25 protein-coding genes are annotated in these 25,066 nt (G+C 58.0%); 15 read left to right on the top strand and 10 right to left on the bottom strand.

All coding sequences use genetic code 11. The annotated features are described in order from the left end of the window. Positions 1–4: 4 nt before the first annotated feature. From aqpZ to hcr, 4 genes are all read left to right on the top strand, one after another. Positions 5–706 (top strand): aquaporin Z, encoded by a 702-nt coding sequence (aqpZ, locus tag ACKLKD_RS22525; RefSeq protein ID WP_087804975.1) that lies wholly within the window; start codon positions 5–7, stop codon positions 704–706. A 114-nt stretch (positions 707–820) separates the two neighbouring features. Further along, positions 821–1,720 (top strand): lysine exporter LysO family protein, encoded by a 900-nt coding sequence (locus ACKLKD_RS22520; protein WP_025712983.1) that lies wholly within the window; start codon positions 821–823, stop codon positions 1,718–1,720. A gap of 142 nt (positions 1,721–1,862) precedes the next feature. Then, on the top strand, positions 1,863–3,515 hold the full coding sequence (gene hcp / locus ACKLKD_RS22515; RefSeq protein ID WP_080897600.1) for a hydroxylamine reductase: 1,653 nt from the start codon (positions 1,863–1,865) through the stop codon (positions 3,513–3,515). 9 nt (positions 3,516–3,524) lie between these two features. Beyond that, complete coding sequence (gene hcr / locus ACKLKD_RS22510; RefSeq protein WP_087804977.1) at positions 3,525–4,493, top strand: NADH oxidoreductase; 969 nt, start codon at positions 3,525–3,527, stop codon at positions 4,491–4,493. Between the two features lie 207 nt (positions 4,494–4,700). On the opposite strand, the gene ACKLKD_RS22505 is transcribed toward hcr, so the two are convergent. Next, entirely contained in the window at positions 4,701–5,135 is a 435-nt protein-coding gene (locus ACKLKD_RS22505; protein WP_080924431.1) for a DoxX family protein, read from the bottom strand. A gap of 151 nt (positions 5,136–5,286) precedes the next feature. Between ACKLKD_RS22505 and poxB the strand changes: the two genes are divergently transcribed. The 4 genes from poxB to ACKLKD_RS22485 all read left to right on the top strand — a co-directional run bounded on the left by poxB (position 5,287) and on the right by ACKLKD_RS22485 (position 10,599). Next, positions 5,287–7,005, top strand: coding sequence for a ubiquinone-dependent pyruvate dehydrogenase (gene poxB, locus ACKLKD_RS22500; protein ID WP_087805018.1), 1,719 nt, complete (start codon positions 5,287–5,289; stop codon positions 7,003–7,005). A gap of 38 nt (positions 7,006–7,043) precedes the next feature. Then, a complete protein-coding gene (gene ltaE / locus ACKLKD_RS22495) occupies positions 7,044–8,045 on the top strand; it encodes a low-specificity L-threonine aldolase (RefSeq protein ID WP_025712988.1) in 1,002 nt (333 codons plus the stop codon). A 10-nt stretch (positions 8,046–8,055) separates the two neighbouring features. After that, the gene (locus ACKLKD_RS22490; RefSeq protein ID WP_080924430.1) at positions 8,056–9,498 is read left to right on the top strand and encodes an SDR family oxidoreductase; all 1,443 of its coding nucleotides are present in this window, start codon (positions 8,056–8,058) and stop codon (positions 9,496–9,498) included. Between the two features lie 87 nt (positions 9,499–9,585). Continuing rightward, a complete protein-coding gene (locus ACKLKD_RS22485; protein ID WP_025712990.1) occupies positions 9,586–10,599 on the top strand; it encodes an NAD-dependent epimerase/dehydratase family protein in 1,014 nt (337 codons plus the stop codon). Here ACKLKD_RS22485 and ACKLKD_RS22480 read toward each other — a convergent pair. Then, positions 10,596–11,426, bottom strand: coding sequence for an N-acetylmuramoyl-L-alanine amidase (locus ACKLKD_RS22480; RefSeq protein WP_025712991.1), 831 nt, complete (start codon positions 11,424–11,426; stop codon positions 10,596–10,598). The genes ACKLKD_RS22485 and ACKLKD_RS22480 overlap by 4 nt on opposite strands. 31 nt (positions 11,427–11,457) lie before the next feature. Further along, entirely contained in the window at positions 11,458–12,597 is a 1,140-nt protein-coding gene (locus tag ACKLKD_RS22475) for a GGDEF domain-containing protein (RefSeq protein WP_025712992.1), read from the bottom strand. A 360-nt stretch (positions 12,598–12,957) separates the two neighbouring features. On the opposite strand from ACKLKD_RS22475, the gene yahO reads away from it, so the two are divergent. The 7 genes from yahO (at position 12,958) to artJ (ending at position 18,010) form a co-directional block, all read left to right on the top strand. Further along, a complete protein-coding gene (yahO, locus tag ACKLKD_RS22470) occupies positions 12,958–13,230 on the top strand; it encodes a DUF1471 family periplasmic protein YahO (RefSeq protein ID WP_008805825.1) in 273 nt (90 codons plus the stop codon). 250 nt (positions 13,231–13,480) lie between these two features. Then, positions 13,481–13,996: a lipoprotein gene (locus tag ACKLKD_RS22465; RefSeq protein WP_025712993.1), complete on the top strand. Its 516-nt coding sequence runs from the start codon at positions 13,481–13,483 to the stop codon at positions 13,994–13,996. A gap of 226 nt (positions 13,997–14,222) precedes the next feature. Continuing rightward, positions 14,223–14,951, top strand: coding sequence for an arginine ABC transporter ATP-binding protein ArtP (artP, locus tag ACKLKD_RS22460; protein ID WP_087804980.1), 729 nt, complete (start codon positions 14,223–14,225; stop codon positions 14,949–14,951). A gap of 20 nt (positions 14,952–14,971) precedes the next feature. Continuing rightward, positions 14,972–15,703 carry an arginine ABC transporter substrate-binding protein ArtI gene (artI, locus tag ACKLKD_RS22455; RefSeq protein ID WP_002896390.1) on the top strand — a complete coding sequence of 244 codons (732 nt, stop codon included), beginning with the start codon at positions 14,972–14,974 and terminating at the stop codon, positions 15,701–15,703. A gap of 6 nt (positions 15,704–15,709) precedes the next feature. Next, positions 15,710–16,426 carry an arginine ABC transporter permease ArtQ gene (gene artQ / locus ACKLKD_RS22450; protein ID WP_023288989.1) on the top strand — a complete coding sequence of 239 codons (717 nt, stop codon included), beginning with the start codon at positions 15,710–15,712 and terminating at the stop codon, positions 16,424–16,426. Beyond that, positions 16,426–17,094, top strand: a complete 669-nt coding sequence (gene artM / locus ACKLKD_RS22445) for an arginine ABC transporter permease ArtM (RefSeq protein ID WP_008805822.1) — start codon at positions 16,426–16,428, stop codon at positions 17,092–17,094. The genes artQ and artM overlap by 1 nt, the downstream gene beginning before the upstream one ends. A 184-nt stretch (positions 17,095–17,278) precedes the next feature. Then, positions 17,279–18,010: an arginine ABC transporter substrate-binding protein ArtJ gene (gene artJ, locus ACKLKD_RS22440; RefSeq protein ID WP_008805821.1), complete on the top strand. Its 732-nt coding sequence runs from the start codon at positions 17,279–17,281 to the stop codon at positions 18,008–18,010. 82 nt (positions 18,011–18,092) lie between these two features. Here the strand turns inward: artJ and ACKLKD_RS22435 are convergent, their stop codons facing one another. From ACKLKD_RS22435 to potG, 7 genes are all read right to left on the bottom strand, one after another. Further along, entirely contained in the window at positions 18,093–19,565 is a 1,473-nt protein-coding gene (locus tag ACKLKD_RS22435; RefSeq protein WP_087804982.1) for an ATP-binding protein, read from the bottom strand. Further along, a complete protein-coding gene (locus ACKLKD_RS22430; RefSeq protein WP_025712995.1) occupies positions 19,562–20,278 on the bottom strand; it encodes a response regulator transcription factor in 717 nt (238 codons plus the stop codon). Before ACKLKD_RS22430 ends, ACKLKD_RS22435 begins: the two co-directional genes overlap by 4 nt. Before the next feature lie 78 nt (positions 20,279–20,356). Next, on the bottom strand, positions 20,357–21,484 hold the full coding sequence (gene rlmC / locus ACKLKD_RS22425) for a 23S rRNA (uracil(747)-C(5))-methyltransferase RlmC (RefSeq protein WP_039103028.1): 1,128 nt from the start codon (positions 21,482–21,484) through the stop codon (positions 20,357–20,359). Between the two features lie 41 nt (positions 21,485–21,525). Beyond that, positions 21,526–22,014, bottom strand: a complete 489-nt coding sequence (locus ACKLKD_RS22420; RefSeq protein WP_087804984.1) for a YbjO family protein — start codon at positions 22,012–22,014, stop codon at positions 21,526–21,528. Between the two features lie 57 nt (positions 22,015–22,071). Continuing rightward, positions 22,072–22,917 carry a putrescine ABC transporter permease PotI gene (potI, locus tag ACKLKD_RS22415; RefSeq protein ID WP_002896372.1) on the bottom strand — a complete coding sequence of 282 codons (846 nt, stop codon included), beginning with the start codon at positions 22,915–22,917 and terminating at the stop codon, positions 22,072–22,074. After that, positions 22,914–23,867: a putrescine ABC transporter permease PotH gene (potH, locus tag ACKLKD_RS22410; protein ID WP_087804986.1), complete on the bottom strand. Its 954-nt coding sequence runs from the start codon at positions 23,865–23,867 to the stop codon at positions 22,914–22,916. The genes potI and potH overlap by 4 nt, the downstream gene beginning before the upstream one ends. Before the next feature lie 10 nt (positions 23,868–23,877). Next, the gene (potG, locus tag ACKLKD_RS22405) at positions 23,878–25,011 is read right to left on the bottom strand and encodes a putrescine ABC transporter ATP-binding subunit PotG (protein ID WP_087805020.1); all 1,134 of its coding nucleotides are present in this window, start codon (positions 25,009–25,011) and stop codon (positions 23,878–23,880) included. Between the last annotated feature and the right edge of the window lie 55 nt (positions 25,012–25,066).

The raw sequence follows: 25,066 nt of genomic DNA, 5'->3' as shown, positions 1-25,066 counted from the left end.
AAAATTGGAGTCATTACCAAAATTAGCAGCCGAATGTTTCGGTACCTTCTGGCTTGTATTTGGTGGCTGCGGTAGCGCCGTGCTGGCCGCAGCATTCCCCGAGCTGGGTATCGGTTTTGCCGGCGTGGCGCTGGCCTTTGGTTTAACGGTACTTACTATGGCGTTCGCCGTGGGCCATATTTCCGGGGGCCATTTCAACCCGGCGGTAACGTTAGGCCTGTGGGCCGGCGGTCGTTTCCCGGCAAAAGAGGTGATTGGCTATATTATTGCCCAGGTCGTCGGCGGGATTATTGCCGCCGCGGTCCTGTATGTGGTGGCCAGTGGTAAAGCAGGCTTTGATGCCGCCGCCAGCGGCTTTGCTTCCAACGGCTATGGCGAGCACTCTCCGGGTGGCTTCTCTATGCTGTCGGCTATCGTTATTGAAATCGTCCTGACCTGCGGCTTCCTGCTGGTTATCCATGGCGCGACCGATAAACACGCGCCGGCGGGCTTTGCGCCGATCGCTATCGGCCTGGCGCTGACCCTCATCCACCTGATCAGCATTCCGGTCACTAACACCTCCGTCAACCCGGCGCGCAGCACCGCGGTGGCGATTTTCCAGGGCGGCTGGGCGCTGCAGCAGCTATGGTTGTTCTGGGTCATGCCGATCGTTGGCGGGATCCTCGGCGGCGTGCTGTATCGCACTCTGCTGGAAAAACGCGATTAACCCTTTCAAAGCCCGGTTCTCCGGGCTTTTTCTTTCTGGTGACTGCTTTACTCGGCCCGGTGATTTGGGTAGTGTCATGGGCGCTATTCTCATCATGCAAGGGCTGCGTCGTTCATGTTCTCGGGACTGTTCATCATTCTGTTGCCGCTGGTCGTCGGCTATTTACTGCCTCTTCGTCACCCCTCCGCGCTAAAACTGATTAACCGGATGCTCAGCTGGATTGTCTATGTCATCCTCTTTTTTATGGGGATCAGCCTGGCGTTTCTCGACAATCTGGCCAGCAACCTGTTAGCGATACTGCATTACGCCGCGGTCAGCGTAGTTATCATTTTACTGTGTAATATCGCCGCCCTGCTGTGGCTGGAAAGAAAAATGCCCTGGCGTAGTCAACATCGTCAGGAGAAATTACCCTCGCGCCTGGCCATGGCTCTCGAATCACTTCAGCTATGCGGTGTGGTAGTGCTCGGTTTTTTGCTTGGCCTGACCGGCCTGCCTTTTTTACAGCACGCGACCGAAGCCAGCGAATATACGCTGATTTTTCTCCTGTTCCTCGTCGGTATTCAATTACGCAATAACGGAATGAGCCTGCGACAAATAGTTCTTAACCGGCGGGGAATGATCGTCGCGGTGGTGGTCACCGCCAGTTCATTACTCGGCGGGATACTCAATGCGTTTATTCTCGGTCTGCCATTAAAGACCGGTCTGGCGATGGCCAGCGGCTTTGGCTGGTACTCGCTCTCCGGTATTTTACTCACCGAATCCTTTGGCCCGGTGATTGGCAGCGCGGCGTTCTTTAACGATCTGTGCCGCGAGCTGCTGGCCATCATGTTAATTCCGGGTTTAATTCGCCGCAGCCGCTCCACGGCGCTGGGGCTGTGTGGCGCCACCTCGATGGATTTCACCTTACCGGTACTCCAGCGTTCCGGCGGGGTCGAGATCGTCCCTGCCGCCATCGTGCACGGTTTTCTTCTCAGCCTGCTGGTCCCGATCCTGATCGCCTTTTTCACCGCCTGAGCACGCGCTGGCGGCAGCCACCTGCCGCCAAATTTGCGCTAAATCAATCTCCCTTTAAGTTGTATCAGAAATACCTTTTCTCCTGGTGTCGTGCGGCATAACCTTAAACATGTATATTAAATATAACTTTAAAGGTGTGACCATGTTTTGTGTGCAATGTGAACAAACCATTCGTACTCCAGCCGGCAACGGCTGCTCTTACGCGCAGGGAATGTGCGGTAAAACAGCGGAAACCTCCGATCTGCAGGATCTGCTGATTGCGTCACTGCAAGGCCTGTCCGCCTGGGCGCTCAAAGCGCGTGAATATGGCATTATCGATCATGAGGTCGACAGCTTTGCCCCCCGCGCGTTCTTCTCCACCCTGACCAACGTGAACTTCGACTCTCCGCGTATTGTCGGCTACGCCCGTCAGGCGATCGCGATGCGCGAGGCACTGAAAGCGCAATGCCTGGCTATTGATGCCAGCGCCGCGGTCGATAGCCCGGTCGCCGACCTGCAGCTGGTCAGCGACGATCTGGGCGACCTGCAGCGTCAGGCGGCGGACTATACCCCGAATAAAGACAAAGCCGCCATCGGTGAGAATATCCTCGGCCTGCGTCTGCTGTGCCTGTACGGCCTGAAAGGCGCGGCGGCCTATATGGAACACGCCCATGTGCTCGGCCAGTACGACAACGCTATTTATGCCCAGTACCATAAAATCATGGCATGGCTGGGAACCTGGCCGGCCGATATGAACGCTCTGCTGGAGTGTTCGATGGAAATCGGCCAGATGAACTTCAAAGTGATGAGCATCCTCGACGCCGGTGAAACCACCAAATACGGCCACCCGACGCCGACTCAGGTCAACGTTAAAGCCACCGAAGGGAAGTGCATCCTGATCTCCGGTCACGATCTGAAGGATCTTTATAATCTGCTGGAGCAGACAGAAGGCACCGGCGTCAACGTCTATACCCACGGCGAAATGCTGCCGGCGCACGGCTATCCGGAGCTGCGTAAATTCAAACATCTGATCGGCAACTACGGCAGCGGCTGGCAGAACCAGCAAGTGGAATTTGCCCGCTTCCCGGGTCCCATCGTGATGACCTCTAACTGCATCATCGACCCGACCGTCGGCGCCTACGACGACCGCATCTGGACCCGCAGCATCGTCGGCTGGCCAGGCGTCAACCATCTGGAAGGCGAAGACTTCTCTCCGGTTATTGCCCAGGCGCAGCAGATGGCGGGCTTCCCGTATAGCGAAATCCCGCATCTGATCACCGTCGGCTTTGGCCGTCAAACGCTGCTCGGCGCGGCGGATACACTGATCGATCTGGTCAGCCGCGAAAAACTGCGCCACATCTTCCTCGTTGGCGGCTGCGATGGCGCGCGCGGCGAACGTAACTACTTCACCGATTTTGCCACCAGCGTGCCGGACGATTGCCTGATCCTGACGCTTGCCTGCGGTAAATACCGCTTCAACAAGCTGGACTTTGGCGATATCGAAGGGCTGCCGCGCCTGGTCGACGCCGGGCAATGTAACGATGCCTATTCGGCAATTATTCTGGCAGTGACGCTGGCGGAAAAACTGGGCTGTGGCGTCAACGATCTGCCGCTGTCGCTGGTGCTCTCCTGGTTCGAACAGAAAGCGATCGTCATCTTGTTGACGCTGCTGTCGCTGGGGGTGAAAAACATCGTCACCGGCCCGACTGCGCCTGGCTTCTTCACGCCGGACCTGCTGGCGGTCCTCAACGAGAAGTTCGGCCTGCGTTCCGTCACCACCGTTGAACAAGATATGCAGCAGTTGCTGAGTGCGTAAGGAGTCCTGATGACTATGCCAACCCCCCAGTGCCCGTGGCGGATGCAGGTTCACCACATTCACCAGGAAACCCCGGACGTGTGGACCCTTTCGCTGCTGTGCCACGATTACTATCCGTACCGTGCTGGCCAGTACGCTCTGGTCAGCGTGCGTAACTCGGCGGAAACGCTGCGCGCTTATACCCTCTCTTCGACGCCGGGGGTCAGCGAATACATTACGCTGACCGTTCGTCGTATTGACGAGGGTGCGGGATCGCAGTGGTTAACCCGCGAGGTCAAACGCGGCGATTATCTTTGGCTGTCGGATGCCATGGGCGAGTTTACCTGTGACGACAAAGCGGAAGATAAATTCCTGCTGCTGGCCGCCGGCTGCGGGGTGACGCCGATCATGTCGATGCGCCGCTGGCTGGCGAAGCACCGCCCGCAGGCGGACGTACAGGTTATCTATAACGTTCGTTCGCCGGAGGATGTCATTTTCGCTGAAGCGTGGCGCGAGTATCCGGTCACCCTGGTGGCGGAGCACCATGCCACCCATGGCTTTATTGCCGGCCGTCTGACCCGGGAACTACTGCAGAGCGTGCCGGATATCGCCAGCCGTACCGTGATGACCTGTGGCCCGGCGCCTTATATGGAGAAGGTCGAGCAGGAGGTGACCGCCTTAGGGGTTACCCGCTTCTATAAGGAGAAGTTTTTCACTCCGGTGGCGGAGGCGGCCACCAGCGGGTTGAAATTCACTAAACTGCAGCCGGCGCGCGAGTTTTACGCACCGGTGGGCACCACACTGCTTGATGCGCTGGAGAGCAATAAGGTGCCGGTGACCGTCGCCTGCCGTGCCGGGGTCTGCGGCTGCTGTAAAACCAAAGTGGTTTCCGGAGAGTACAGCGTCACCAGCACCATGACGTTGACCGATGCCGAAATCGCCGACGGCTATGTGCTGGCCTGCTCCTGTCACCCGCAGGGCGATCTGGTTCTCGCCTGAGGTCAAAATCCCCGGTGGCGCTACCGCTTACCGGGGCTACAGCACTGTGCTATTTGGTAGCCCGGAGAAGGCGCAATGCGCCGCCTCCGGGAAAATTCCCGGCGACAATAAACTCTCAGGCGACAGGAGATAAACGTTTTCTCAGACTGCAAAAGTTGCAAACCAACAACAGTATCGACTTTACGCCGCAGGACGAATGAGGCATTTTTACCGCCAAACCGACTGGCCGGCCAGTGAATAACGCCCGGCGCCGAGCAACGCAATCGCCAGCGCGCCAACAAAGAAATAGGCCAGATTTTCGATCGCCCAGGCGCCCACCGCATCAAGCGCAAACGTCTTGTCGAGCCCAACCATCAGCCAGGCCACCACCATGGTGAAAGCCAGCACCAGCGCCGCCGGTCGCGTCAGAATACCGAGTATTAACAGGCAAGGTGCGAGGACCTCCCCCACCAGCACACCGTAGGCGATAAACCCCGGCAGCCCCTTCGCCACCAGCATGCCGCTGATACCCTCTACGCCATCCATCAGCTTGTGCAGACCGTGGAACAACATTAAGCCGCCGACGGCAAGTCGTAACAAGAATTTACCGACATCGTCATGCGATAGCGTGTTATTCAATGTGTTTAACAATCCTTTAACCATTTGATGTTATTCCTGTTTTACACCCTGTGTGTTTACAGAGTATGCGCAGTCGAAGGCGAATAAAACCAGTAAAAAATAAGGGGTAATCGGTTACATTGCGTTCAGTTTCATCTAAGCTTGAAGGCGTTATCAAAAAAAGGAGATGGAAATCATGAAACAGACCGTGGCGGCATACATTGCCAAAACGCTGGAACAAGCCGGCGTGAAACGTATCTGGGGCGTCACCGGAGATTCCCTCAATGGATTGAGCGATAGCCTGAACCGCATGGGCACCATCGACTGGATGCCCACCCGGCACGAAGAAGTCGCCGCTTTCGCCGCCGGTGCGGAAGCGCAGCTGACCGGCGAGCTGGCGGTCTGCGCCGGTTCCTGCGGACCGGGCAACCTGCACCTGATTAACGGTCTGTTTGACTGTCATCGCAATCATGTCCCGGTGCTGGCCATCGCCGCCCACATCCCATCCAGCGAAATCGGCAGCGGCTATTTTCAGGAAACCCATCCTCAGGAGCTGTTCCGCGAATGCAGCCACTACTGCGAGCTGGTCTCCACGCCGGAGCAGATCCCGCAGGTACTGGCAGTAGCGATGCGCAAAGCGGTGATTAACCGCGGCGTCTCAGTGGTGGTCCTGCCCGGCGACGTGGCGCTGAAGGCGGCTCCGGAGAGCGCCAGCAGCCACTGGTATCATGCGCCGCTGCCGACGGTCACCCCAGCGGAAGAGGAGCTGCGCAAGCTGGCGCAGCTTATTCGGTACTCCAGCAATATCGCGCTCATGTGCGGCAGCGGTTGCGCCGGTGCCCACCAGGAGCTGGTGGAGTTCGCGGCGAAAATTAAAGCCCCTATCGTCCACGCCCTGCGCGGTAAAGAGCACGTGGAGTACGATAACCCGTACGATGTCGGCATGACCGGGCTGATTGGCTTCTCCTCGGGTTTCCATACCATGATGAATGCCGATACCCTGATCCTGCTGGGTACCCAGTTCCCGTATCGCGCCTTCTATCCAACCGACGCCAAAATTATCCAGATTGACATCAACCCCGGCAGCATTGGCGCGCACAGTAAGGTCGATATGGCGCTGGTGGGCGATATTAAATCAACGCTGAAAGCACTCCTGCCGCTGCTGGAAGAGAAAACCGATCGCCATTTCCTCGATAAGGCGCTCGAACATTATCGCGACGCGCGAAAAGGGCTCGACGATCTGGCGAAACCCAGCGATAAGGCAATCCACCCGCAATATCTGGCACAGCAGATCAGCCATTTTGCCGATGAAGACGCCATTTTCACCTGCGATGTCGGCACCCCGACCGTCTGGGCGGCACGCTATCTCAAGATGAACGGCAAACGTCGCCTGCTGGGCTCGTTCAACCACGGCTCAATGGCCAACGCCATGCCGCAGGCCATCGGCGCCAAGGCCACCGCGCCGGAGCGTCAGGTGGTGGCCATGTGCGGTGACGGCGGGTTTAGCATGCTGATGGGGGATTTTCTGTCGCTGGCGCAGATGAAGCTGCCGGTGAAAATTATCATTTTTAACAACAGTGTACTGGGCTTCGTGGCGATGGAGATGAAGGCCGGGGGCTATCTGACTGACGGTACGGAACTCCACGACACTAACTTCGCCCGCATCGCCGAAGCCTGCGGTATTAAAGGTATCCGCGTGGAGAAAGCGTCCGAGGTAGATGAAGCGCTGCAGACCGCCTTTCGCAACGACGGTCCGGTACTGGTCGACGTCGTTGTCGCCAAAGAGGAGCTGGCGATCCCGCCGCAGATCAAGCTGGAACAGGCCAAAGGCTTTAGTCTGTATATGCTGCGGGCGATCATCAGCGGTCGTGGCGATGAGGTCATCGAACTGGCGAAAACCAACTGGCTCAGGTAAAACAGAAGCAATACGTTGAACCAGACCAAGGAAAAGCCGTGATCGATTTACGCAGTGATACCGTTACCCGTCCCGGGCGCGCCATGCTGGAGGCCATGATGGCCGCCCCGGTCGGGGACGATGTGTATGGCGACGACCCTACCGTCAATGAACTGCAGCGCTACGCCGCCGACCTGGCCGGCAAAGAAGCGGCGCTGTTTCTGCCTACCGGCACCCAGGCCAACCTCGTTGGCCTGCTCAGCCACTGCCAGCGCGGCGAAGAGTATATCGTCGGCCAGGGGGCGCATAACTATCTGTACGAAGCCGGCGGTGCGGCAGTGCTTGGCAGTATTCAGCCGCAGCCGATCGACGCCGCGGCGGACGGTTCGCTGCCGCTGGATAAGGTGGCGGCGAAAATCAAACCCGACGATATCCATTTTGCCCCAACCCGCCTGCTGAGTCTGGAAAACACCCACAACGGTAAAGTGCTGCCGCGCGACTATCTGCAGGAAGCCTGGGCGTTTACCCGCCAGCGCGACCTGGCGCTGCACGTCGACGGCGCGCGCATCTTTAACGCCGTAGTGGCCTACGGCTGCGAACTGCGTGATATCGCCCAATACTGCGACTCCTTCACCATCTGCCTGTCAAAGGGGCTTGGTACTCCGGTAGGCTCGCTGCTGGTCGGCAGCGAGGCATACATTCGCCGCGCCGTTCGCTGGCGGAAAATGGTGGGCGGCGGTATGCGTCAGGCGGGGATACTGGCCGCTGCCGGGCTGTACGCGCTGAAAAATAACGTACAGCGCCTGCAGGAGGATCATGACAACGCCGCGTGGATGGCGGAGCAGCTGCGCGCCATCGGCGCCGACGTCACCCGCCACGATACCAATATGCTGTTCGTGCGCGTCGGCGAAGCGCAGGCCCTGGCGCTCAGCGAGTTTATGCAGGCGCGCGGCGTGCTGATCAACGCCTCGCCTGTTGTTCGTCTGGTCACGCATCTGGATGTCAACCGTCAGCAGCTGAGCGAGGTGGTCGCCCACTGGCAGGCTTTTTTACAACGCTAAGGAGTCAGGCGTGTCGCAATCTGTTCTGGTGCTCGGCGCCAGCGGCTATATTGGCCAGCATTTAGTGCGCGCATTAAGCGCGCGGGGCTATCCGGTGCTGGCGGCGGCACGCCATATCGACCGACTGCAAAAACTCGCTTTGCCCGGCGTCACCTGCCGGTCAGTCGATCTCAATCAGCCGCAGGCTCTGCCTGCGCTGCTCACCGGTATCGATACCCTTTATTATCTGGTCCACGGCATGGGAGAAGGCGGCGATTTTATCGCCCATGAGCGCCGGGTCGCCACGCATGTGCGCGATGCCCTGCGCCAGATACCGGTGCGTCAGATTATTTTTCTCAGCTCGCTGCAGGCTCCGGCGCAGGAGCAGTCCGACCATCTGCGCGCCCGTCAGGTGACCGGCGATCTCCTGCGCGAGTCGGGCGTACCGGTGACCGAACTACGGGCCGGGATTATCGTCGGCGCCGGCTCCGCCGCCTTCGAGGTGATGCGCGACATGGTCTATAACCTGCCGGTGCTGACGCCTCCGCGCTGGGTTCGTTCGCGTACCACCCCTGTCGCGCTGGAAAATCTGCTCGTTGACCTCGTTGAGCTGCTCAATCATCCCTCCGGGGAGCATCGCATCTTCGAAGCCGCCGGCCCGGAGGTGTTAAGCTATCAGCAGCAGTTCATTCGCTTTATGGCCGTCAGCGGCAAACATCGCCCGCTCATTCCCATTCCCCTGCCGACGCGCTGGATCTCGGTCTGGTTTCTTAACGTTATCACCTCGGTACCACCCACCATCGCCAAAGCGCTGATCCAGGGACTGAAGCACGATCTGATTGCCGATGACCGCACCCTGCGCGCGCTGATCCCGCAAACACTGATCCCCTTCGAACAGGCGGTTCGTCGTACGCTAAAAGAAGAAGAGCAACTGGTGAACTCCAGCGACTGGGGCTACGACGCCCAGGCTTTCGCCCGCTGGCGACCGGAGTACGGCTACTTTCCCAAACAGGCGGGTTGCACTGTCACCACCCAGGCGAGTCGCCAGGCGTTATGGCGGGTGGTGAACCAAATTGGCGGTAAAGAGGGGTACTTTTTCGGCAATATGCTGTGGAAAACCCGCGGGGCGATGGACCAGCTGGTCGGCCATCGGTTAGCCAAAGGGCGGCCGCCGCGCGACTATCTGCAGACCGGCGATACGGTCGACAGCTGGAAGGTGATAATCGTGGAGGAGGAAAAACAGCTCACCCTCTTATTCGGCATGAAAGCGCCGGGCCTGGGTCGCTTAAGCTTTACGATTAATGATAAAGGCGATTGTCGTGAGCTGGACGTGCGCGCCTGGTGGCACCCGCACGGTATGCCGGGCCTGATCTACTGGCTGCTGATGATCCCGGCACACCTGTTTATTTTCCGCGGAATGGCGCAACGCATCGCCCGGCTGGCCGAACAAATCTCAGGCAGAGCTGAAGGATAAGCATTATTCTTTCATGATTCTCATTGCATAGTCGGGAGAATCACGGAAAAATGCGCACGAAATTCTTTTCTGGGACAGTAGAGTGATATGAAGGTACTGGTTACCGGTGCGACCAGCGGATTAGGGCGCAACGCAGTGGAATATCTGCGCAATAAGGGCATCAGCGTGCGAGCGACCGGGCGCAACGAAGCGATGGGTAAGCTTCTGAGCAAGATGGGGGCGGAATTCATCCCGGCCGATTTAACCGAGCTGGTCTCTTCGCAGGCTAAAGTGATGCTCGCCGGTATCGACACCCTGTGGCACTGCTCAAGCTTTACCTCACCCTGGGGCACTCAACAGGCGTTCGATCTCGCTAACGTCCGCGCCACCCGTCGCCTCGGCGAATGGTCGGTGGCATGGGGCGTACGGAATTTCATTCATATCTCCTCGCCATCGCTCTATTTTGATTATCACCATCATCGTGATATCCAGGAAGATTTTCGCCCGCACCGCTTCGCCAACGAGTTTGCCCGCAGCAAGGCGGCTAGCGAGGAGGTGATCAACCTGCTGGCGCAGGCCAACCCGCATACTCGCTTTACGATTTTGCGCCCGCAGAGCCTGTTCGGGCCGCACGACAAAGTGTTTATTCCCCGACTGGCGCAAATGATGCAGCACTATGGCAGCGTCCTGTTACCGCGGGGCGGCAGCGCGCTGGTCGACATGACCTATTATGAAAATGCGGTACATGCGATGTGGCTGGCAAGCCAGCCGGCCTGCGACCACCTCCCCTCCGCCCGCGCGTGGAATATCAGCAACGGCGAACCGCGCCCCCTGCGCAGCATCGTACAGAAACTGATCGACGAGCTGGGCATCAAGTGCCGGATCCGCTCTGTTCCCTACCCGATGCTGGATATCATCGCCCGCAGCATGGAACGTTTTGGCGATAAAACCGCCAAAGAGCCCGCCTTTACCCACTACGGCGTCTCCAAACTTAACTTTGATTTTACGCTTGATATCACCCGCGCGCAGGATGAGCTGGGTTATCAGCCGGTGGTGACGCTGGACGACGGCATTGTGCGCACCGCCGCCTGGCTGCGCGATCACGGCAAACTTCACCGCTAACCCTGGCCGTATTTTTCTAACAACGCCTCGGCTATCGCCTCGGTTTGCGCATCCGCTACGCCATCCCAGCGCTGCGGGCGGAAGTGCATCTGAAAAGCGATAATCACCCGCTTCTTCTGCGCGGGGGTCATCTCCGGCGTCACCTGATAGCCATAGCGCGACAGCAAATCCAGCACGACTTCGGGGTCCACTGGCTCGCTGGCCGGCCGGCCATTCAGATAAAAGGCCACCCGCTGCTCGTCAGGCCAGGCGCCAATCCCCTGCTGCGCCAGCTGTTGCCAGGGGAATAACGGCCCCGGATCGTCTTTGCGCTGTGGGGCGATATCCGCATGGGCGACCACGTTCTGCGGCGCAATGTGGTAGCGGGCGATGATGTCCCGCGCCAGCGGGATCAGGGCCGCTATCTGTTCCGGGTTGAAAGGCGTAAAGCTTTTGCCACCGGCCGTCTTCTGCCAGCCGCGGTTTTCCAGTTCAATGCCGATGGAGGTATCGTTGATGCGCGTGCTACCGCGCCAGTAGCTTATCCCGGCGTGCCAGGCTAAATCTTCTTCTGGCACCAGCTGCCAGATCCGCGGTTTGTGCTGAAAACGCGGGGGCTTTTCGGGAATTAAATAGTGGGAGCTGACCTCTTTATCGGTCAACGTGGCCAGCGAGACATCAAAATTATCAGCCGTATAGTGGATCACTAACACCTTTATTCGCGGATACGCGGCCTGCGCCGGATGACGAGTGTCCAGCTGATATCCATCGCGATCGATAATTCCCTTTTCCCCGGCACAGCCGGTTAGCAGCAACGCCAGCAGGGCGAACCACGCAATACGTTTCATTCCCTCTTCCTTGCCCGACAGCGTCTCCGGGTTAATAAGACCATTGATTTCGTCCTTTATTTTTCGCCTGGTACAGCGCACTGTCCGCCCGGGCGATCAGCGTCTCCATCGGAACCGTGCCATCGGAGGCGACGATCCCGATACTGACAGTCACCACCGCAGCCACCTCAGAGGCCTCATGGGGGAGCGCCGCCTCGTGAATTTTCTGCTGAATGCGCTCGGCAATCGCGGTGGCATGCGCCAAGGATACCCCAGGCAATGCGACGACAAACTCTTCCCCGCCGTAGCGAGCCACCAGATCGCCCTCAGCCCGGACCGCCATTTTAAGCACCTGAGCGACAGAAGATAAGCATTCATCACCGGCCTGATGGCCATAGTGGTCGTTGTAGCGTTTAAAGTAATCGACATCGATCATCATTAGCGCTAACGGTACATTCTGCTGCCAGAGCTGCCCCAGGAAGGCATCCAGCGCCCGACGGTTAGCCGTCCCGGTGAGAGCATCCTGGTTGGCAATACTCTCCAGCCGCTGAATAAGCTGCATATTCTCCTGATGGGTATCCCAGGCTTCATCATACCAGCGCTGCAGAATGCGCCGGCCATACAGCAGAATCGCCGTAAAGATAAACCACAGCGTCAAAAAACGGACTTCGGTGTCATAGTGAATCTGCATGCCTGCCAGCAAAGCGGTGGCCCACAGCGGCAGCATAAAAGCGATAATGCCCGGCCAGTGGTGATAGAGCGCGGTCAGGCCGGTGGTCATTAAAATCACCAGCAGCGGCCAGGCAAAGGGCAGCGTCCAGAAAAAGAGAAAACAGTAATTACTCAGGGACCAGCACAGGCTGAGCGCCAGCAGCAGACCGGTAATGATATTTAGCGTATGGCGCCCTTGCGCCAGGCGCGGCGTGACGGCAATGATAGCTAAAATCGCCGAAATAATAATGACTGCAATCAGCGCCACTTCAATATAAGGAATAACCGCCCGGTGCGTCAGTAGCTTCTGATCAAAATAAGTGAAGATAAAATTGCGGAAGAAAATCATTAACGCAAAAGCGATATTGACAAAGGCCAGCCAGGGCATACTCATGGACAGCGCATGGCGCTGAACATTATCTTTGGTGGCCCACAATGCGGCTCTCTCATCCTGAGCGTTCGCTCGCTTATTTGTTAACATCTTGTCTCCCTGGTGACCTGCATGACCATGGGCACACACCCCGCTCTTCTTTATGATAACCCATGTTGCCGGGAATGTCTGTCAACGCCCCACGCCGCCTCCCCCGGCTGCTTAAGCTGATTTTCAGCTAACGTCAGTACAAAATGGTTTGCATCCCCCCCTATGTGTAATTGACAAAAAAAAGCAAGCGTAATCAATGAGAATCATGTCATCTTTTCTTTAAAAAAGAGTTAACTAACTATCATAAAATTGCAGTATTTCGCTTGAAAAAAAAGCGGCGTTAGTACAATCTGAAACCGCTCATTGGTGAGTTAAAACAAGAGCATGATGATAGCAAAATAAACAATGGAGTTTAAAAATATGAAATATGCAGCTTTAGTGGCAGGTGCAGCATTGTTTTTAACAGCGAATGCCTTCTCCGCTGAGATTTTAACGAAAGAAGCCTTTAATAAGGTCCATACCCAATATACCAAAATTGGCACCATTTCTTCGACCGGCCAGACGGCGCCGAGCGATGCCCGTGAAGAACTGATTAAAAAGGCCGATGAAAAAGGCGCGGACGTCATCGTGCTCTCCTCCGGTAATACGGATAAAAAACTGCACGTCTCCGCTAATATCTATAAGAAGAAATAATTAACCTTATATCCCAAGAAACATTACTCTATTTTCGGGGGTAATGTTTCTTGTTTGCAGAAAAGTGAATTTATTTTTATACCTCATGCATTTTCCTGCCTGATACGCCGCCATCCTTCCCACACGCATTTCCAGTACAAAGCCTGTTGCGACATCAAGGTCTTAGCTCTTTGCGTCAAGTACAATCCGCACGCTATACGCTATGCTTTAACGGAAACTGAAAACGTAGTTTGCTTATAAGGAAATCATCATGCGCTACAAACTTCTTGCTGTACTTCTCCCTTGCGCGCTGGCGCTCAGCGCCTGTACGACCGTCACCCCGGCCTATAAAGATAATGGCACTCGCAGCGGCCCCTGCGTTGAAGGCGGCCCTGACGACGTAGCGCAAAAATTCTATGACACCCAGATCCAGAACCGCACTCAGGATCCGGCAGCACTGCGCCCCTATCTGAGCGACGGGCTGGCGCAGTTACTCAACGACGCCCGCCAGGATCCGGCCAACAGCAAACTGTTACAGGCTAACCCGTTCTCCAGCAGCAGCACCCCGGCGGACAGCGCCGTCGTTGCCAGCGCCTCCACCATCCCGAACCGTGATGCGCGCAATATTCCGCTACGCGTCGAACTGAAACAGGGCACCCAAAGCTGGAAAGATGAAGTGCTGATGATCCAGGAAGGCCAGTGCTGGGCGGTCGATGACGTTCGCTATCTCGGCAATAACAGCCACGCACCAGCGGGTTCCTTGCGACAGAGTCTGGAGAAACGCTGATTCCGGAGTTGAAGCCACGTCGCTGAAACGATAACCCCGGTAAAATGTCGGTATTTGCCCCGGGAATGCCGACATTTGCGCCTCCCTCACCCACCAGGCCATATTTTGTGCTAACTTTAAAGCTAAACGTGGTTTAGATTTAACTTTTAACGCATAAATATTGCATAACTATTCTGCCAAAGGTAGTATTTGCGGCCTCAATAGCTATTCGTATCAGACTGCCCAGATGAGTATTAAACTAAACGGCATTAATTGCTTCTACGGCGCACACCAGGCGCTGTTCGACATCACGCTGGATTGCCCGCAGGGGGAAACGCTGGTGCTGCTCGGCCCCAGCGGTGCCGGGAAGAGCTCGCTGCTGCGCGTACTCAACCTGCTGGAGATGCCGCGTTCCGGTTCGTTATCCATCGCCGGCAACCAATTCGACTTCAGCAAAGCGCCGTCCGATAAAGCGATACGCGAACTGCGTCAGAACGTCGGCATGGTCTTTCAGCAGTACAACCTGTGGCCGCACCTGACGGTGCAGCAAAACCTGATCGAAGCACCCTGTCGCGTACTGGGGTTAAGCAAGGATCAGGCGCTGGCTCGTGCAGAGAAGCTGCTGGAACGCCTGCGTCTGAAGCCTTACAGCGATCGCTATCCGCTGCATTTATCCGGCGGCCAGCAGCAGCGTGTGGCTATCGCCCGCGCGCTGATGATGGAGCCGCAGGTCCTGCTGTTCGATGAGCCTACCGCGGCGCTCGATCCGGAAATCACGGCTCAAATCGTCAGCATTATCCGCGAGCTGGCTGAAACCGGCATCACCCAGGTTATCGTCACCCACGAAGTTGAAGTGGCGCGCAAGACGGCCAGCCGGGTGGTGTATATGGAAAATGGCCATATCGTCGAGCAAGGGGATGCCTCCTGCTTCACGCATCCGCAAACTGACGCGTTTAAAAACTATCTTTCACATTGATGTTTTTCGGGGAAATGACGATGAAAAAAGTACTGATAGCCGCCCTGCTCGCAGGCATGAGCCTCTCCGCTTCCGCCGCGCAGACCATTCGTTTCGCCACCGAGGCCTCCTACCCTCCGTTTGAACTGGTGGACGCCAACAACCAGATCGTCGGTTTCGATGTCGATCTGGCGAACGCGCTATGTAAAGAGATCGATGCCACCTGTACCTTTACCAACCAGGCCTTTGACAGCCTGATCCCGGGACTGAAATTCCGCCGTTTCGACGCGGTCATGGCCGGGATGGACATCACGCCGGAGCGTGAAAAGCAGGTGCTGTTCTCTACCCCGTATTATGACAACTCGGCGCTGTTCGTCGGTCAGCAGGGTAAGTTCACCAGCATTGACCAGCTGAAGGGCAAAAAAGTGGGCGTGCAGAACGGCACCACCCACCAGAAATTCATCACCGACAAACATCCGGAAATTACTACCGTTCCTTACGACAGCTACCAGAATGCGAAGCTGGACCTGCAGAACGGTCGTATTGACGCGGTCTTTGGTGATACCGCCGTGGTCACCGAATGGCTGAAGAGCAATCCGAAGCTGGCGGCCGTGGGCGACAAAGTGACCGACAAAGCCTATTTCGGCACCGGGCTGGGCATTGCCGTGCGTCAGGGCAACACCGATCTGCAGCAGAAATTTAACGCTGCGCTGGAAAAAGTGAAGAAAGACGGCACTTACCAGACCATCTATAACAAATGGTTCCAGAAGTAAGACTGAATGAACGAAATTTTTCCATTAGCAAGCGCCGCCGGGATGACCGTCGGCCTTGCCGTTTGCGCGCTCGCCATCGGCCTGGTCCTGGCGATGCTCTTTGCGGTACTGGAGTCAGTGAAATGGCGCCCGGTAGCCTGGCTTGCAACCGGCATTGTGACCATTCTGCGCGGACTACCGGAAATTCTGGTGGTGCTGTTTATCTATTTCGGCTCTTCCCAGCTGCTGCTAACGCTCTCTGACGGTTTCACCATCCCGCTCGGGTTCACGCAGATCCCGGTGCAGATGCAGATTGAGAACTTTGACGTCAGTCCGTTCCTCTGCGGGGCGATCGCCCTGTCGCTGCTGTATGCCGCCTACGCCTCGCAAACGCTGCGCGGCGCGCTGAAAGCGGTTCCGCAGGGCCAGTGGGAGTCCGGCCAGGCGCTGGGGCTGTCGAAAGCCGCGATTTTCTTCCGCCTGGTGATGCCGCAGATGTGGCGCCATGCCCTGCCCGGCCTCGGTAACCAGTGGCTGGTGCTGCTGAAGGACACCGCGCTGGTGAGCCTGATCAGCGTCAACGATCTGATGCTGCAGACCAAAAGCATCGCCACTCGCACTCAGGAACCCTTTAACTGGTATATCATTGCGGCGGCAATCTATCTCGTCATCACCCTGTTGAGTCAATACATCCTTAAGCGGATTGACCAGCGTGCGACGCGCTTCGAACGGAGACCAGGCTGATGCTCGACTACTTACCCGAACTGCTGAAAGGGCTTCATACCAGCCTGACGCTGACCGTGGCGTCGATTATCGTGGCGCTGATCCTGTCGCTGATTTTTACCATAATCCTGACGCTGAAAACGCCGGGGCTGGTGTGGATAGTCCGCGGCTATATCACCCTGTTTACCGGTACGCCGCTGCTGGTGCAGATCTTCCTGATTTACTACGGCCCCGGACAGTTTCCTTCGCTACAGGATTATCCGTGGCTGTGGCATCTGATCTCCGAGCCGTGGCTGTGCGCGCTGATCGCCCTGTCGCTCAACAGCGCCGCCTACACCACTCAGTTGTTTTATGGCGCCATCCGGGCGATCCCCGACGGGCAATGGCAGTCGTGCAGCGCGCTGGGGATGAGTAAAAAGGATACCCTGGCGATCCTGCTGCCGTATGCCTTTAAGCGTGCGCTGTCGTCCTATTCCAACGAAGTGGTGCTGGTTTTCAAGAGTACCTCTCTGGCCTACACCATCACCCTGATGGAAGTAATGGGCCACGGCCAGCTGCTGTACGGACGCACTTACGACGTGATGGTGTTCGGCGCCGCCGGGATTATCTATCTCATCGTCAACGGACTGCTGACGCTGCTGATGCGGCTGGTGGAACGTAAAGCGCTGGCCTTCGAGCGACGTAACTAGCGACTGAGCCTTATTGCATAAAAAGCAGACAACAAGACGGACAAGTCTAATGACTGTCCGTCTTTTTTTATGCCATTAAAAATACTTAATCATTTTTATTGCATATAAATTCATTTAATGGCATTGTCACTCTATGCCGCAGACACGGCGAATAATCATAAGATTGACAGACGGGAGTTCCACGATGAAAAAGTTAGTTCTGGCTGCACTGCTCACCACGTTCACCTTCGGCGCTGCCGCCGCAGAGAAAATCAGCTTCGGCGTGTCCGCGACCTATCCGCCGTTTGAATCGATGGATGCCAATAATCAGATTGTTGGTTTCGATCTCGACCTGGCCAAAGCGCTGTGCAAACAAATGCAGGCAGAATGTACCTTTACCAACCACGCGTTTGACAGCCTGATCCCGGCACTGAAGTTCAAGAAATATGATGCGGTGATTTCCGGAATGGATATTACGCCGGAACGCAGCAAGCAGGTGGCCTTCACCGACCCGTACTACGCCAACTCCGCGCTGGTGATCGCCAAAAAAGACGCGTTCCATTCCTTCGATGACCTGAAAGGCAAACGGATTGGCATGGAAAATGGCACTACTCACCAGAAATATCTGCAGGATAAACATCCTGAGGTGAAGACCGTCGCCTATGACAGCTATCAGAATGCGATTATCGATCTGAAAAATGGCCGTATCGACGGCGTGTTCGGCGATACCGCAGTGGTCAACGAGTGGCTGAAAACCAACCCGCAGCTGGGCGCAGCCACGCCGAAAGTGACGGATCCGCAATACTTCGGCACCGGACTCGGCATTGCTGTGCGCCCGGATAACAAGGCGCTGCTGGAGAAACTGAACGCCGCGCTGAAAGCGATTAAGGCCGACGGTACCTACCAGAAAATCAGCAATCAGTGGTTCCCGGAGTAACTTTTTTGCCGGGTGGCGCTGCGCTTACCCGGCCTACTCTTTCCCTGTAGCCGGGTAAGGCGTATCCGCATCCGGCAATGTCTCAAAGTGGCACGAAGAACCTGAACCGCGCCCCGCTTACCGACTCCACCAGTCTGATACCGCCTCCGTGCAGCTCCAGCATCCGTTTCACAATCAGCAGCCCTAACCCGCCGCGCTCCTCCCGCGATGCCTGGGTAGACAACGCCGACGGCCGCTGGAACAGATCGTCGCGCAGCGCGGCATCGACGCCCGTTCCGTTGTCGGCCACTTCCACCTGGAGCTGTTGATCCTCCTGCCAGACCGCCAGACGGATCTCCCCGCCGACGGGAGTATGCCGCATCGCGTTATCGAGCAGGTTGGTCACCACCCTCTCAATCATCGACACATCGGCGTTAATCAGCGGCAGCGGTCCCGGCACATCAATATGCAGGTTCACCTCGCGCGTGCGGGCAGTTAATTCAAACTTCTGCGCGACGTCGGAGATCAGCTCCCCCATCGCGAAACGCTCGCGCTGTGGCTTAATGCCCCCGTGCTCCAGTCGCGCCAGCTCAAACAGCTGCTGCGAGAGATGGCGTACTTTGTTGCCCTGACGCAGGGCGATGGTGAGATATTGCCTGCGCTCCTCGGCGGTCAGCCGTTCATCCTTCAGCGTCAGCGTTTCCAGATACCCCAGCAGCGAAGTGAGCGGCGTACGCAAATCATGGGAGATATTGGCCACAAATTCGCGGCGCTGGCGGTCGCTGTCGGCCAGCCGATCCCACTGGCCGGCGATCTGCTGCGCGAGGTCAATAAAACGATTCTCGAGCATCGCCACCTCGTTACCAGGCAGGGGCTCCGGTGTGCGGGCCGCCAGGGTTTTGATGGCGCTGATGCTGTCCTGGCCGCTCGCCACGACCTGGGCGGTGAGCAGGCGGACCGGCCGGGTGACCCAGAACCATGCCAGCCCCCCTGTCAGCAGGCCAAACAGGGCCACCAGCAGCAGCGTCCACAGAACAATGCTCCACAACGTTTTTTGCCAGGCGTCGGCCGCCAGCTGATTAAAGGTCTCTCCCTGCAAAATGATATACAGGTAGCCGCGCAACTGCCCGTCGACGCGCAGCGGGGCGGCGCTGAAGACTTTTCGTCCGTCGAGACTACGCGGATCGTCGCCATACACCGGCGACGCACTGCCGGTGAGAAAAGCCTGCACCGGCGCCATATCGATACGCTGGCGCTGGATATGTCCCGGCGGCGCCGCATCGGCCAGCAGGTCGCCATCCGGCGACAGCAGATAGAGCTCCACGCTGGGGTTAAAGGTCATCAGGCGGTCAAACAACGACTTCAGGGTTTGTCGGTTGACCTCGCCGTGGGCGTCCACCAGCGGCTCGCGGGCCACAATCTGCTGAGCCAGCCCGGCGGAGAGGCGCTGCACCATGGCGTTGCCATACTGCGCGCTGCTGTGTAACTGAACGGCGCACACTGCCGCCGCGCACAGTAGCAACAGGGAGACCACCACCAGCGCCAGCCGCTGGCTGAGGCTTAAGCGGCGGATCACGGGGCGGCCTCTTGCGACACCGGGGCGAACTTATAGCCTTTACCCCAGACGGTAAGAATGATGTCCGGCTCCGCCGGATCACGTTCGATTTTGCTGCGCAGGCGGTTGATATGGGTATTAACCGTGTGCTCATAGCCCTCGTGCTGATATCCCCAAACCTGCTCCAGCAGCGCCAGCCGCGAAAACACCTCACCGGGATGGCGGGCGAAGTAATAGAGCAGATCGAATTCGCGCGGCGTGAGGTCCACCACCTCGCCGCGCAGCTTTACTTCGCGCGACAGCGGATCGATGCTCAGGCCATGGCAGGACAAGCGCCCGGCGTCCATCAGCAGGTTCTGCCCCATCGCCTCCTGGCGACGAAACAGCGCTTTGACGCGGGCAATGAGCTCGAGCAGCGAAAAGGGTTTCGCCAGATAGTCATCGGCCCCCATCTCCAGGCCCAGCACGCGGTGCATTTCACTGGTGCGGGCGCTGATGATAATCACCGGCAGGTAGCGGGTCATCTGGCGGATACGCCGGCAGATCTCCAGGCCATCGACGCCGGGCAGCATCAAATCGAGGATCACTGCATCCCAGACCTGTTTTTCCAGCTGGACAAGGGCCTGGTCGCCGTCGGCTTCATGCACAATCTGATAGCCCTCATCCTGAAGATTGAGCCGCAGCAGCGTGGCAATATCCTCGTCATCTTCCACCAGCAGAATGGTTTTGGCCATTAGATTCCCCCCACCAATAACAAAACATGCAGCGCCAAGCTTACCTGATTTCAGCGGCGCAAAGCCTTCACATTTTGTTTAAACTTCGCGGACCAGCAGGGTCAGCACTTCGTAGTGCGCGGTGTGAGGGAACATATCAAACAGCTGGACCCGCTCGACGCGATAGCCGCGAAGACGGGCAATATCGGTCGCCATGGTGCGAGCGTTACAGCTGGAATAGATGATATAGGGCGGCGCCATGCGGCTTAAATAGTCGCACAGTTCGGCGCCAATGCCGCGACGCGGCGGGTTGACCAACACCAGCTGCGGGATATCGTCTTCATGAGTGGCGAACTGCGTCGAGTCCAGCGCCTGAAAATGCAGATTGCTGAGCCCCAGCTGCGCGGCTGACTGTCTGGCGCAGGCGATCGCTTCCGGGGCAATCTCGATACCGGTCAGGCGCATCGCCGGCGTCGCGCAGTGCAGGCCAAATCCCCCGACGCCGCAAAACAGATCCCACATATGCTGGACCGGCAGCGCGCGCACCCAGTCGCGGGCGGTGGCATACAGCCGACTGGCTACCGCCGGGTTGGTCTGAAAGAAACTTTGCGGGCGGATCCACAGCGGCACCTCATTAAAGACCTCCCCCAGCGCCTGCTGTTCGGTGAAGAAGATCTCCTGCTCGCCTTCCATGATTGCCATATGCACCGGCTGGATATTCGCCGTGATCACCTTGAGCTGCGGGAGCTGCGCCTGCAGCCACGGCAGCGCGGCGCGCAGCTGGGCCACCTTGGCCTCTGAGCGCAGCACGAAGCGCAGCATCATCTCCCCCTGCTGGCTGGCGGTTAGCAGCAGATATTTCAGCTCCCCGCGCTTGCGCGCGACGTTATAGGGGGTTAACCCGGCGCGGGCGATAAAGGGCTTCAGGACGGCAAACAGCGGCGCAAACTCGGCGGGATAGAGCGGGCAGTCGGTGAGATCCACCGGGGTGCCATCGCGATGCAGCATCCCCAGCAGCGGACGCTCAACGCTGCCGCTGACCACCATCTTGGCCTTGTTACGAAAGGCCGTCTCTGGCCCGCTGACCGGCTCGCCCCAGGCAGCGACCGGGATCGCCGCCAGCAGTGTGCGCAGATCAGCCATTTTATCGGCGAGCTGTTGCGGGACCGGCCGCTCCAGCCATTGACAGGAGCGGCAGCGGCCGGCGTCGTAGAGTGCGCAATGCATAATTGACCTTCAAAAATCCAGGGGCGGGGATTGTATCACCGTTATTGCAGGCGGAAAAACCGACGGCAGTTCGTTGGCACAAACAGCAGCGTCAGGACCAGCAGATCCGGCAGTTTTTGCATCACCAGCGAGTGGAAAATCTCCCGTTTTGATTCGCCGGGAATGCTGAACAGTTCCGGATACCCGTAGCCCAGCGACGCCGCCCACAGGTAGCCGGCGGCGATAATCTGCGTCAGCAGATAGACCCAGCGCGCCCAGTTGCGCCCTTTCACCAGCGAGAAGGCGCACCAGATTTCGACAAATACCAGCGCCAGGCTGCCGAGGAAGACCAGCGTCAGGTTCCAGGTCTGGACGCTGCGGTGTATGAATTCGTTCAGCCCCTGCAGGCCCAACAGATTGAGGATCATCAGTAGATCCAGGCCGCGAATCAAAATAATAGCAAAGGCCGCCACCTGCACCAGCGCAGGGACGTTAAGGCGGGCATGCGATGAGCGAGTTTTCGTAAACAATCCCAACGTAATGTCTTCCATGAAAACGGCGCCACAGGGTGGCGCCGACCGGAGGCTGCTGTACCGATTTTAGGTGGTTCAGCCTTGTCTTGCACGCTGGATATCGCGCACTCGCTGCTTTTCTGCGCGGGCCATCAAATACCAGGCGATAAAACCGACAATACCGACCACGCCAAGAATAAGTGTCGCCAGGGCGTTAATCTCCGGATTGACCCCCATGCGCACGCTGGAGAAGACCAGCATCGGCAGCGTCGTGGCACCGGGGCCGGAGACAAAGCTGGCGATCACCAGGTCATCCAGCGACAGCGTGAAGGCCAGCAGCCAGCCGGAGATCACCGCCGGCATAATCATCGGCAACGTGATGACGAAAAAGACCTTCAGCGGCGCAGCGCCCAGATCCATCGCCGCCTCTTCAATGGAGTGGTCCAGCTCGCGCAGGCGCGAGGAGATCACCACCGCCACGTAGGCGGTACAGAAGGTGACATGCGCCAGCCAGATGGTCAACATCCCGCGATCCGACGGCCAGCCGATGGCATGCCCCAGCGCCACGAACAGCAGCAGCAGCGAGAGGCCGGTGATCACGTCCGGCATAACCAGCGGCGCGGTGATCATAAACGCGAAGCCGTTAGATCCGCGAAAGCGCCCAAAGCGTACCATCACCACCGCGGCGATGGTACCGAGGATCGCCGCCGCCGTCGCCGCGCAGGCGGCGATGGTCAGACTCAGCCCCACCGCGCTCATCATCGCGTCATCGTGGAACAGCTCGCTATACCAGCGCGTCGACCATCCGGCCCACACCGTTACCAGCTTCGAACTGTTGAACGAGTAGATCACCAGCATCAGCATCGGGGCGTAGAGGAAGGTAAACCCGAGCACGAGGATCAAAATGCGCCACGGCGAGCGTACTACCGGCAAGTCGTTCATCCCTGCTCTCCCATCTGTTTTTGCTGGTGCTTGTGGAACCACATGATCGGCACGATCAGCAGCAGCAGCATGACAATCGCCACCGCCGAGGCGACCGGCCAGTCGCGGTTATTAAAGAACTCCTGCCATAGCACGCGGCCAATCATAATGCTGTCCGGCCCGCCCAGCAGTTCCGGGATCACGAACTCCCCCACCGCCGGGATAAACACCAGCATGGAGCCGGCGATAATGCCCCCTTTGGTAAGCGGAACGATCACCTGGAAGAAGGTCTTCAGCGGCCGGGCGCCGAGATCCAGCGAGGCCTCCACCAGCGAATAGTCGATGCGGGTCAGCGCGGTGTAGATCGGCAGCACCATAAACGGCAGATAGGCATACACAATACCGATATACACCGCCAGGTTGGTGTGCAGGATCTCCAGCGGCTGATCGATAACCCCTAACCACAACAGGAAGTTATTCAGCACCCCGTTGCTTTTCAGCAGCCCCATCCAGGCGTAGACGCGGATCAAAAATGAGGTCCACGACGGGAGGATCACCAGCAGCAGAAGAATATTACGCGTCGACGGCTTGCTGTGCGCCACTGCCCAGGCCAGCGGATAGCCCAGCAGCAGGCAGCAGATCGTCGAGATGCCGGCCACCTGCAGCGACTGCAGATAAGCTTCAAAATAGAGCGGATCGTCGGTCAGCTGCAGGAAGTTGGCAAAATTGAGGGTCAGCGTCAGCTGACCGTCCGCCCACTCCATCAGATCGGTGTAGGGAGGGATCGCCCGCGCCATCTCGGCAAGACTTATCTTGAACACGATCAGGAACGGCAGCATAAACAGCAGGATCAGCCACAGATAGGGCAGCGCAATCACCAGCTTGCGGCCATGCGCCATCTGCAGGCGCGCCACCCACAGCGCGAAGCCGCCCGGTTTTTTCGCCCCTGACGGGGATTCAACGGTACTCATCGCCCTCTCCTTACACCGTCAGCACAACGCAGCTGTCCGCATCCCAGCATAAACGCACCTCGTCACCCCAGGTGGGCGTCCCTTTCCGATGGCGGTGCTCATTCTGCAGCTGGGCGCTGATCATCTGGCCGCTTTGCAGGCGCACATGGTAGATAGAGAGATCCCCCAGATAGGCGATATGAATCACCTCGCCGACGGCAAAATTGTAGCCGTCCGCCGGCGGTTCATCGCACAGCATGATCTTCTCCGGACGCAGCGCCACCCAGACCGGCACGTTGTCCACCACCGACGCGTCGGGGTCGACCTTCAGCGGGTGCACCAGTCCCGGCGAGCTTAGCACCAGACCATCCTCCAGACGCGCCTTCACCAGCCCTTCAAAGACGTTCACCGAGCCGATGAACTCGGCGCTGTAGCGGGTGGTCGGATGCTCGTAAATCTCTTCCGGTTCGCCAATCTGCACAAACTTGCCGCGGTTCATGATGGCGATACGGCCCGCCATGGTCATCGCCTCTTCCTGGTCATGGGTTACCATCACGCAGGTGACGCCAACGCGTTCGAGAATGTCCACCACTTCGAGCTGCATGCGATCGCGCAGCTTTTTATCCAGCGCCCCCATCGGCTCATCAAGCAGCAGCAGCTTCGGTCGCTTCGCCAGGCTACGCGCCAGCGCGACACGCTGGCGCTGGCCACCAGAGAGCTGATGCGGCTTGCGTTTGGCAAACTCCTGCATATGTACCAGGGCCAGCATCTCCTGCACCCGGGCGGTGATTTCCGCCTTCGGCAGACGATCCTGCTTCAGGCCGAAGGCGATATTCTGCTCAACGGTCATATGGGGAAACAGGGCGTAAGACTGGAACATCATATTGATAGGCCGCTGATAAGGCGGCACGCGCGCCAGATCCACGCCGTCGAGCATAATCTGCCCGGCGGTCGGTTGTTCAAAGCCCGCCAGCATGCGCAGCAGCGTCGATTTCCCGCAGCCTGATGCGCCCAGCAGAGCAAAAATTTCGCCTTTGTAGATAGTGAGACTGACGTCGTCGACCGCGTGCTGGCCATCAAACGACTTGGTTAAGTTACGGATTTCCAGTAGCGGGGTCAGCGCTTTGGGGGCTTTCGCCTGTGGGCGGGGCATTACGTCGTTCAATCGGGTGCTCTCCGGCAAAAAAACGATCACCATATGGTCCGGTGCCATACTTCGT

The organism is Klebsiella sp. 10982 (genome assembly GCF_048589245.1).
Lineage (GTDB): Bacteria > Pseudomonadota > Gammaproteobacteria > Enterobacterales > Enterobacteriaceae > Klebsiella > Klebsiella quasivariicola.
The sequence above is the reverse complement of the archived record's forward strand: the minus strand, read 5'-3'. Positions and strand labels throughout refer to the sequence as shown.

What these genes read in the sequence shown, in the direction of transcription:
- yahO (WP_008805825.1), top strand. Translation starts at nt 12,958, where the DNA reads ATGAAATATGCAGCTTTAGTGGCAGGTGCAGCATTGTTTTTAACAGCG.
- poxB (WP_087805018.1), top strand. Translation starts at nt 5,287, where the DNA reads ATGAAACAGACCGTGGCGGCATACATTGCCAAAACGCTGGAACAAGCC.
- ACKLKD_RS22420 (WP_087804984.1), bottom strand. Translation starts at nt 22,014, where the DNA reads ATGGAAGACATTACGTTGGGATTGTTTACGAAAACTCGCTCATCGCAT.
- hcr (WP_087804977.1), top strand. Translation starts at nt 3,525, where the DNA reads ATGACTATGCCAACCCCCCAGTGCCCGTGGCGGATGCAGGTTCACCAC.
- ACKLKD_RS22480 (WP_025712991.1), bottom strand. Translation starts at nt 11,426, where the DNA reads ATGAAACGTATTGCGTGGTTCGCCCTGCTGGCGTTGCTGCTAACCGGC.
- artP (WP_087804980.1), top strand. Translation starts at nt 14,223, where the DNA reads ATGAGTATTAAACTAAACGGCATTAATTGCTTCTACGGCGCACACCAG.
- ACKLKD_RS22485 (WP_025712990.1), top strand. Translation starts at nt 9,586, where the DNA reads ATGAAGGTACTGGTTACCGGTGCGACCAGCGGATTAGGGCGCAACGCA.
- ACKLKD_RS22475 (WP_025712992.1), bottom strand. Translation starts at nt 12,597, where the DNA reads ATGTTAACAAATAAGCGAGCGAACGCTCAGGATGAGAGAGCCGCATTG.
- potI (WP_002896372.1), bottom strand. Translation starts at nt 22,917, where the DNA reads ATGAACGACTTGCCGGTAGTACGCTCGCCGTGGCGCATTTTGATCCTC.
- ACKLKD_RS22505 (WP_080924431.1), bottom strand. Translation starts at nt 5,135, where the DNA reads ATGGTTAAAGGATTGTTAAACACATTGAATAACACGCTATCGCATGAC.
- ACKLKD_RS22520 (WP_025712983.1), top strand. Translation starts at nt 821, where the DNA reads ATGTTCTCGGGACTGTTCATCATTCTGTTGCCGCTGGTCGTCGGCTAT.
- artJ (WP_008805821.1), top strand. Translation starts at nt 17,279, where the DNA reads ATGAAAAAGTTAGTTCTGGCTGCACTGCTCACCACGTTCACCTTCGGC.
- artM (WP_008805822.1), top strand. Translation starts at nt 16,426, where the DNA reads ATGCTCGACTACTTACCCGAACTGCTGAAAGGGCTTCATACCAGCCTG.
- artI (WP_002896390.1), top strand. Translation starts at nt 14,972, where the DNA reads ATGAAAAAAGTACTGATAGCCGCCCTGCTCGCAGGCATGAGCCTCTCC.
- hcp (WP_080897600.1), top strand. Translation starts at nt 1,863, where the DNA reads ATGTTTTGTGTGCAATGTGAACAAACCATTCGTACTCCAGCCGGCAAC.
- ACKLKD_RS22430 (WP_025712995.1), bottom strand. Translation starts at nt 20,278, where the DNA reads ATGGCCAAAACCATTCTGCTGGTGGAAGATGACGAGGATATTGCCACG.
- rlmC (WP_039103028.1), bottom strand. Translation starts at nt 21,484, where the DNA reads ATGCATTGCGCACTCTACGACGCCGGCCGCTGCCGCTCCTGTCAATGG.
- potH (WP_087804986.1), bottom strand. Translation starts at nt 23,867, where the DNA reads ATGAGTACCGTTGAATCCCCGTCAGGGGCGAAAAAACCGGGCGGCTTC.
- ACKLKD_RS22465 (WP_025712993.1), top strand. Translation starts at nt 13,481, where the DNA reads ATGCGCTACAAACTTCTTGCTGTACTTCTCCCTTGCGCGCTGGCGCTC.
- artQ (WP_023288989.1), top strand. Translation starts at nt 15,710, where the DNA reads ATGAACGAAATTTTTCCATTAGCAAGCGCCGCCGGGATGACCGTCGGC.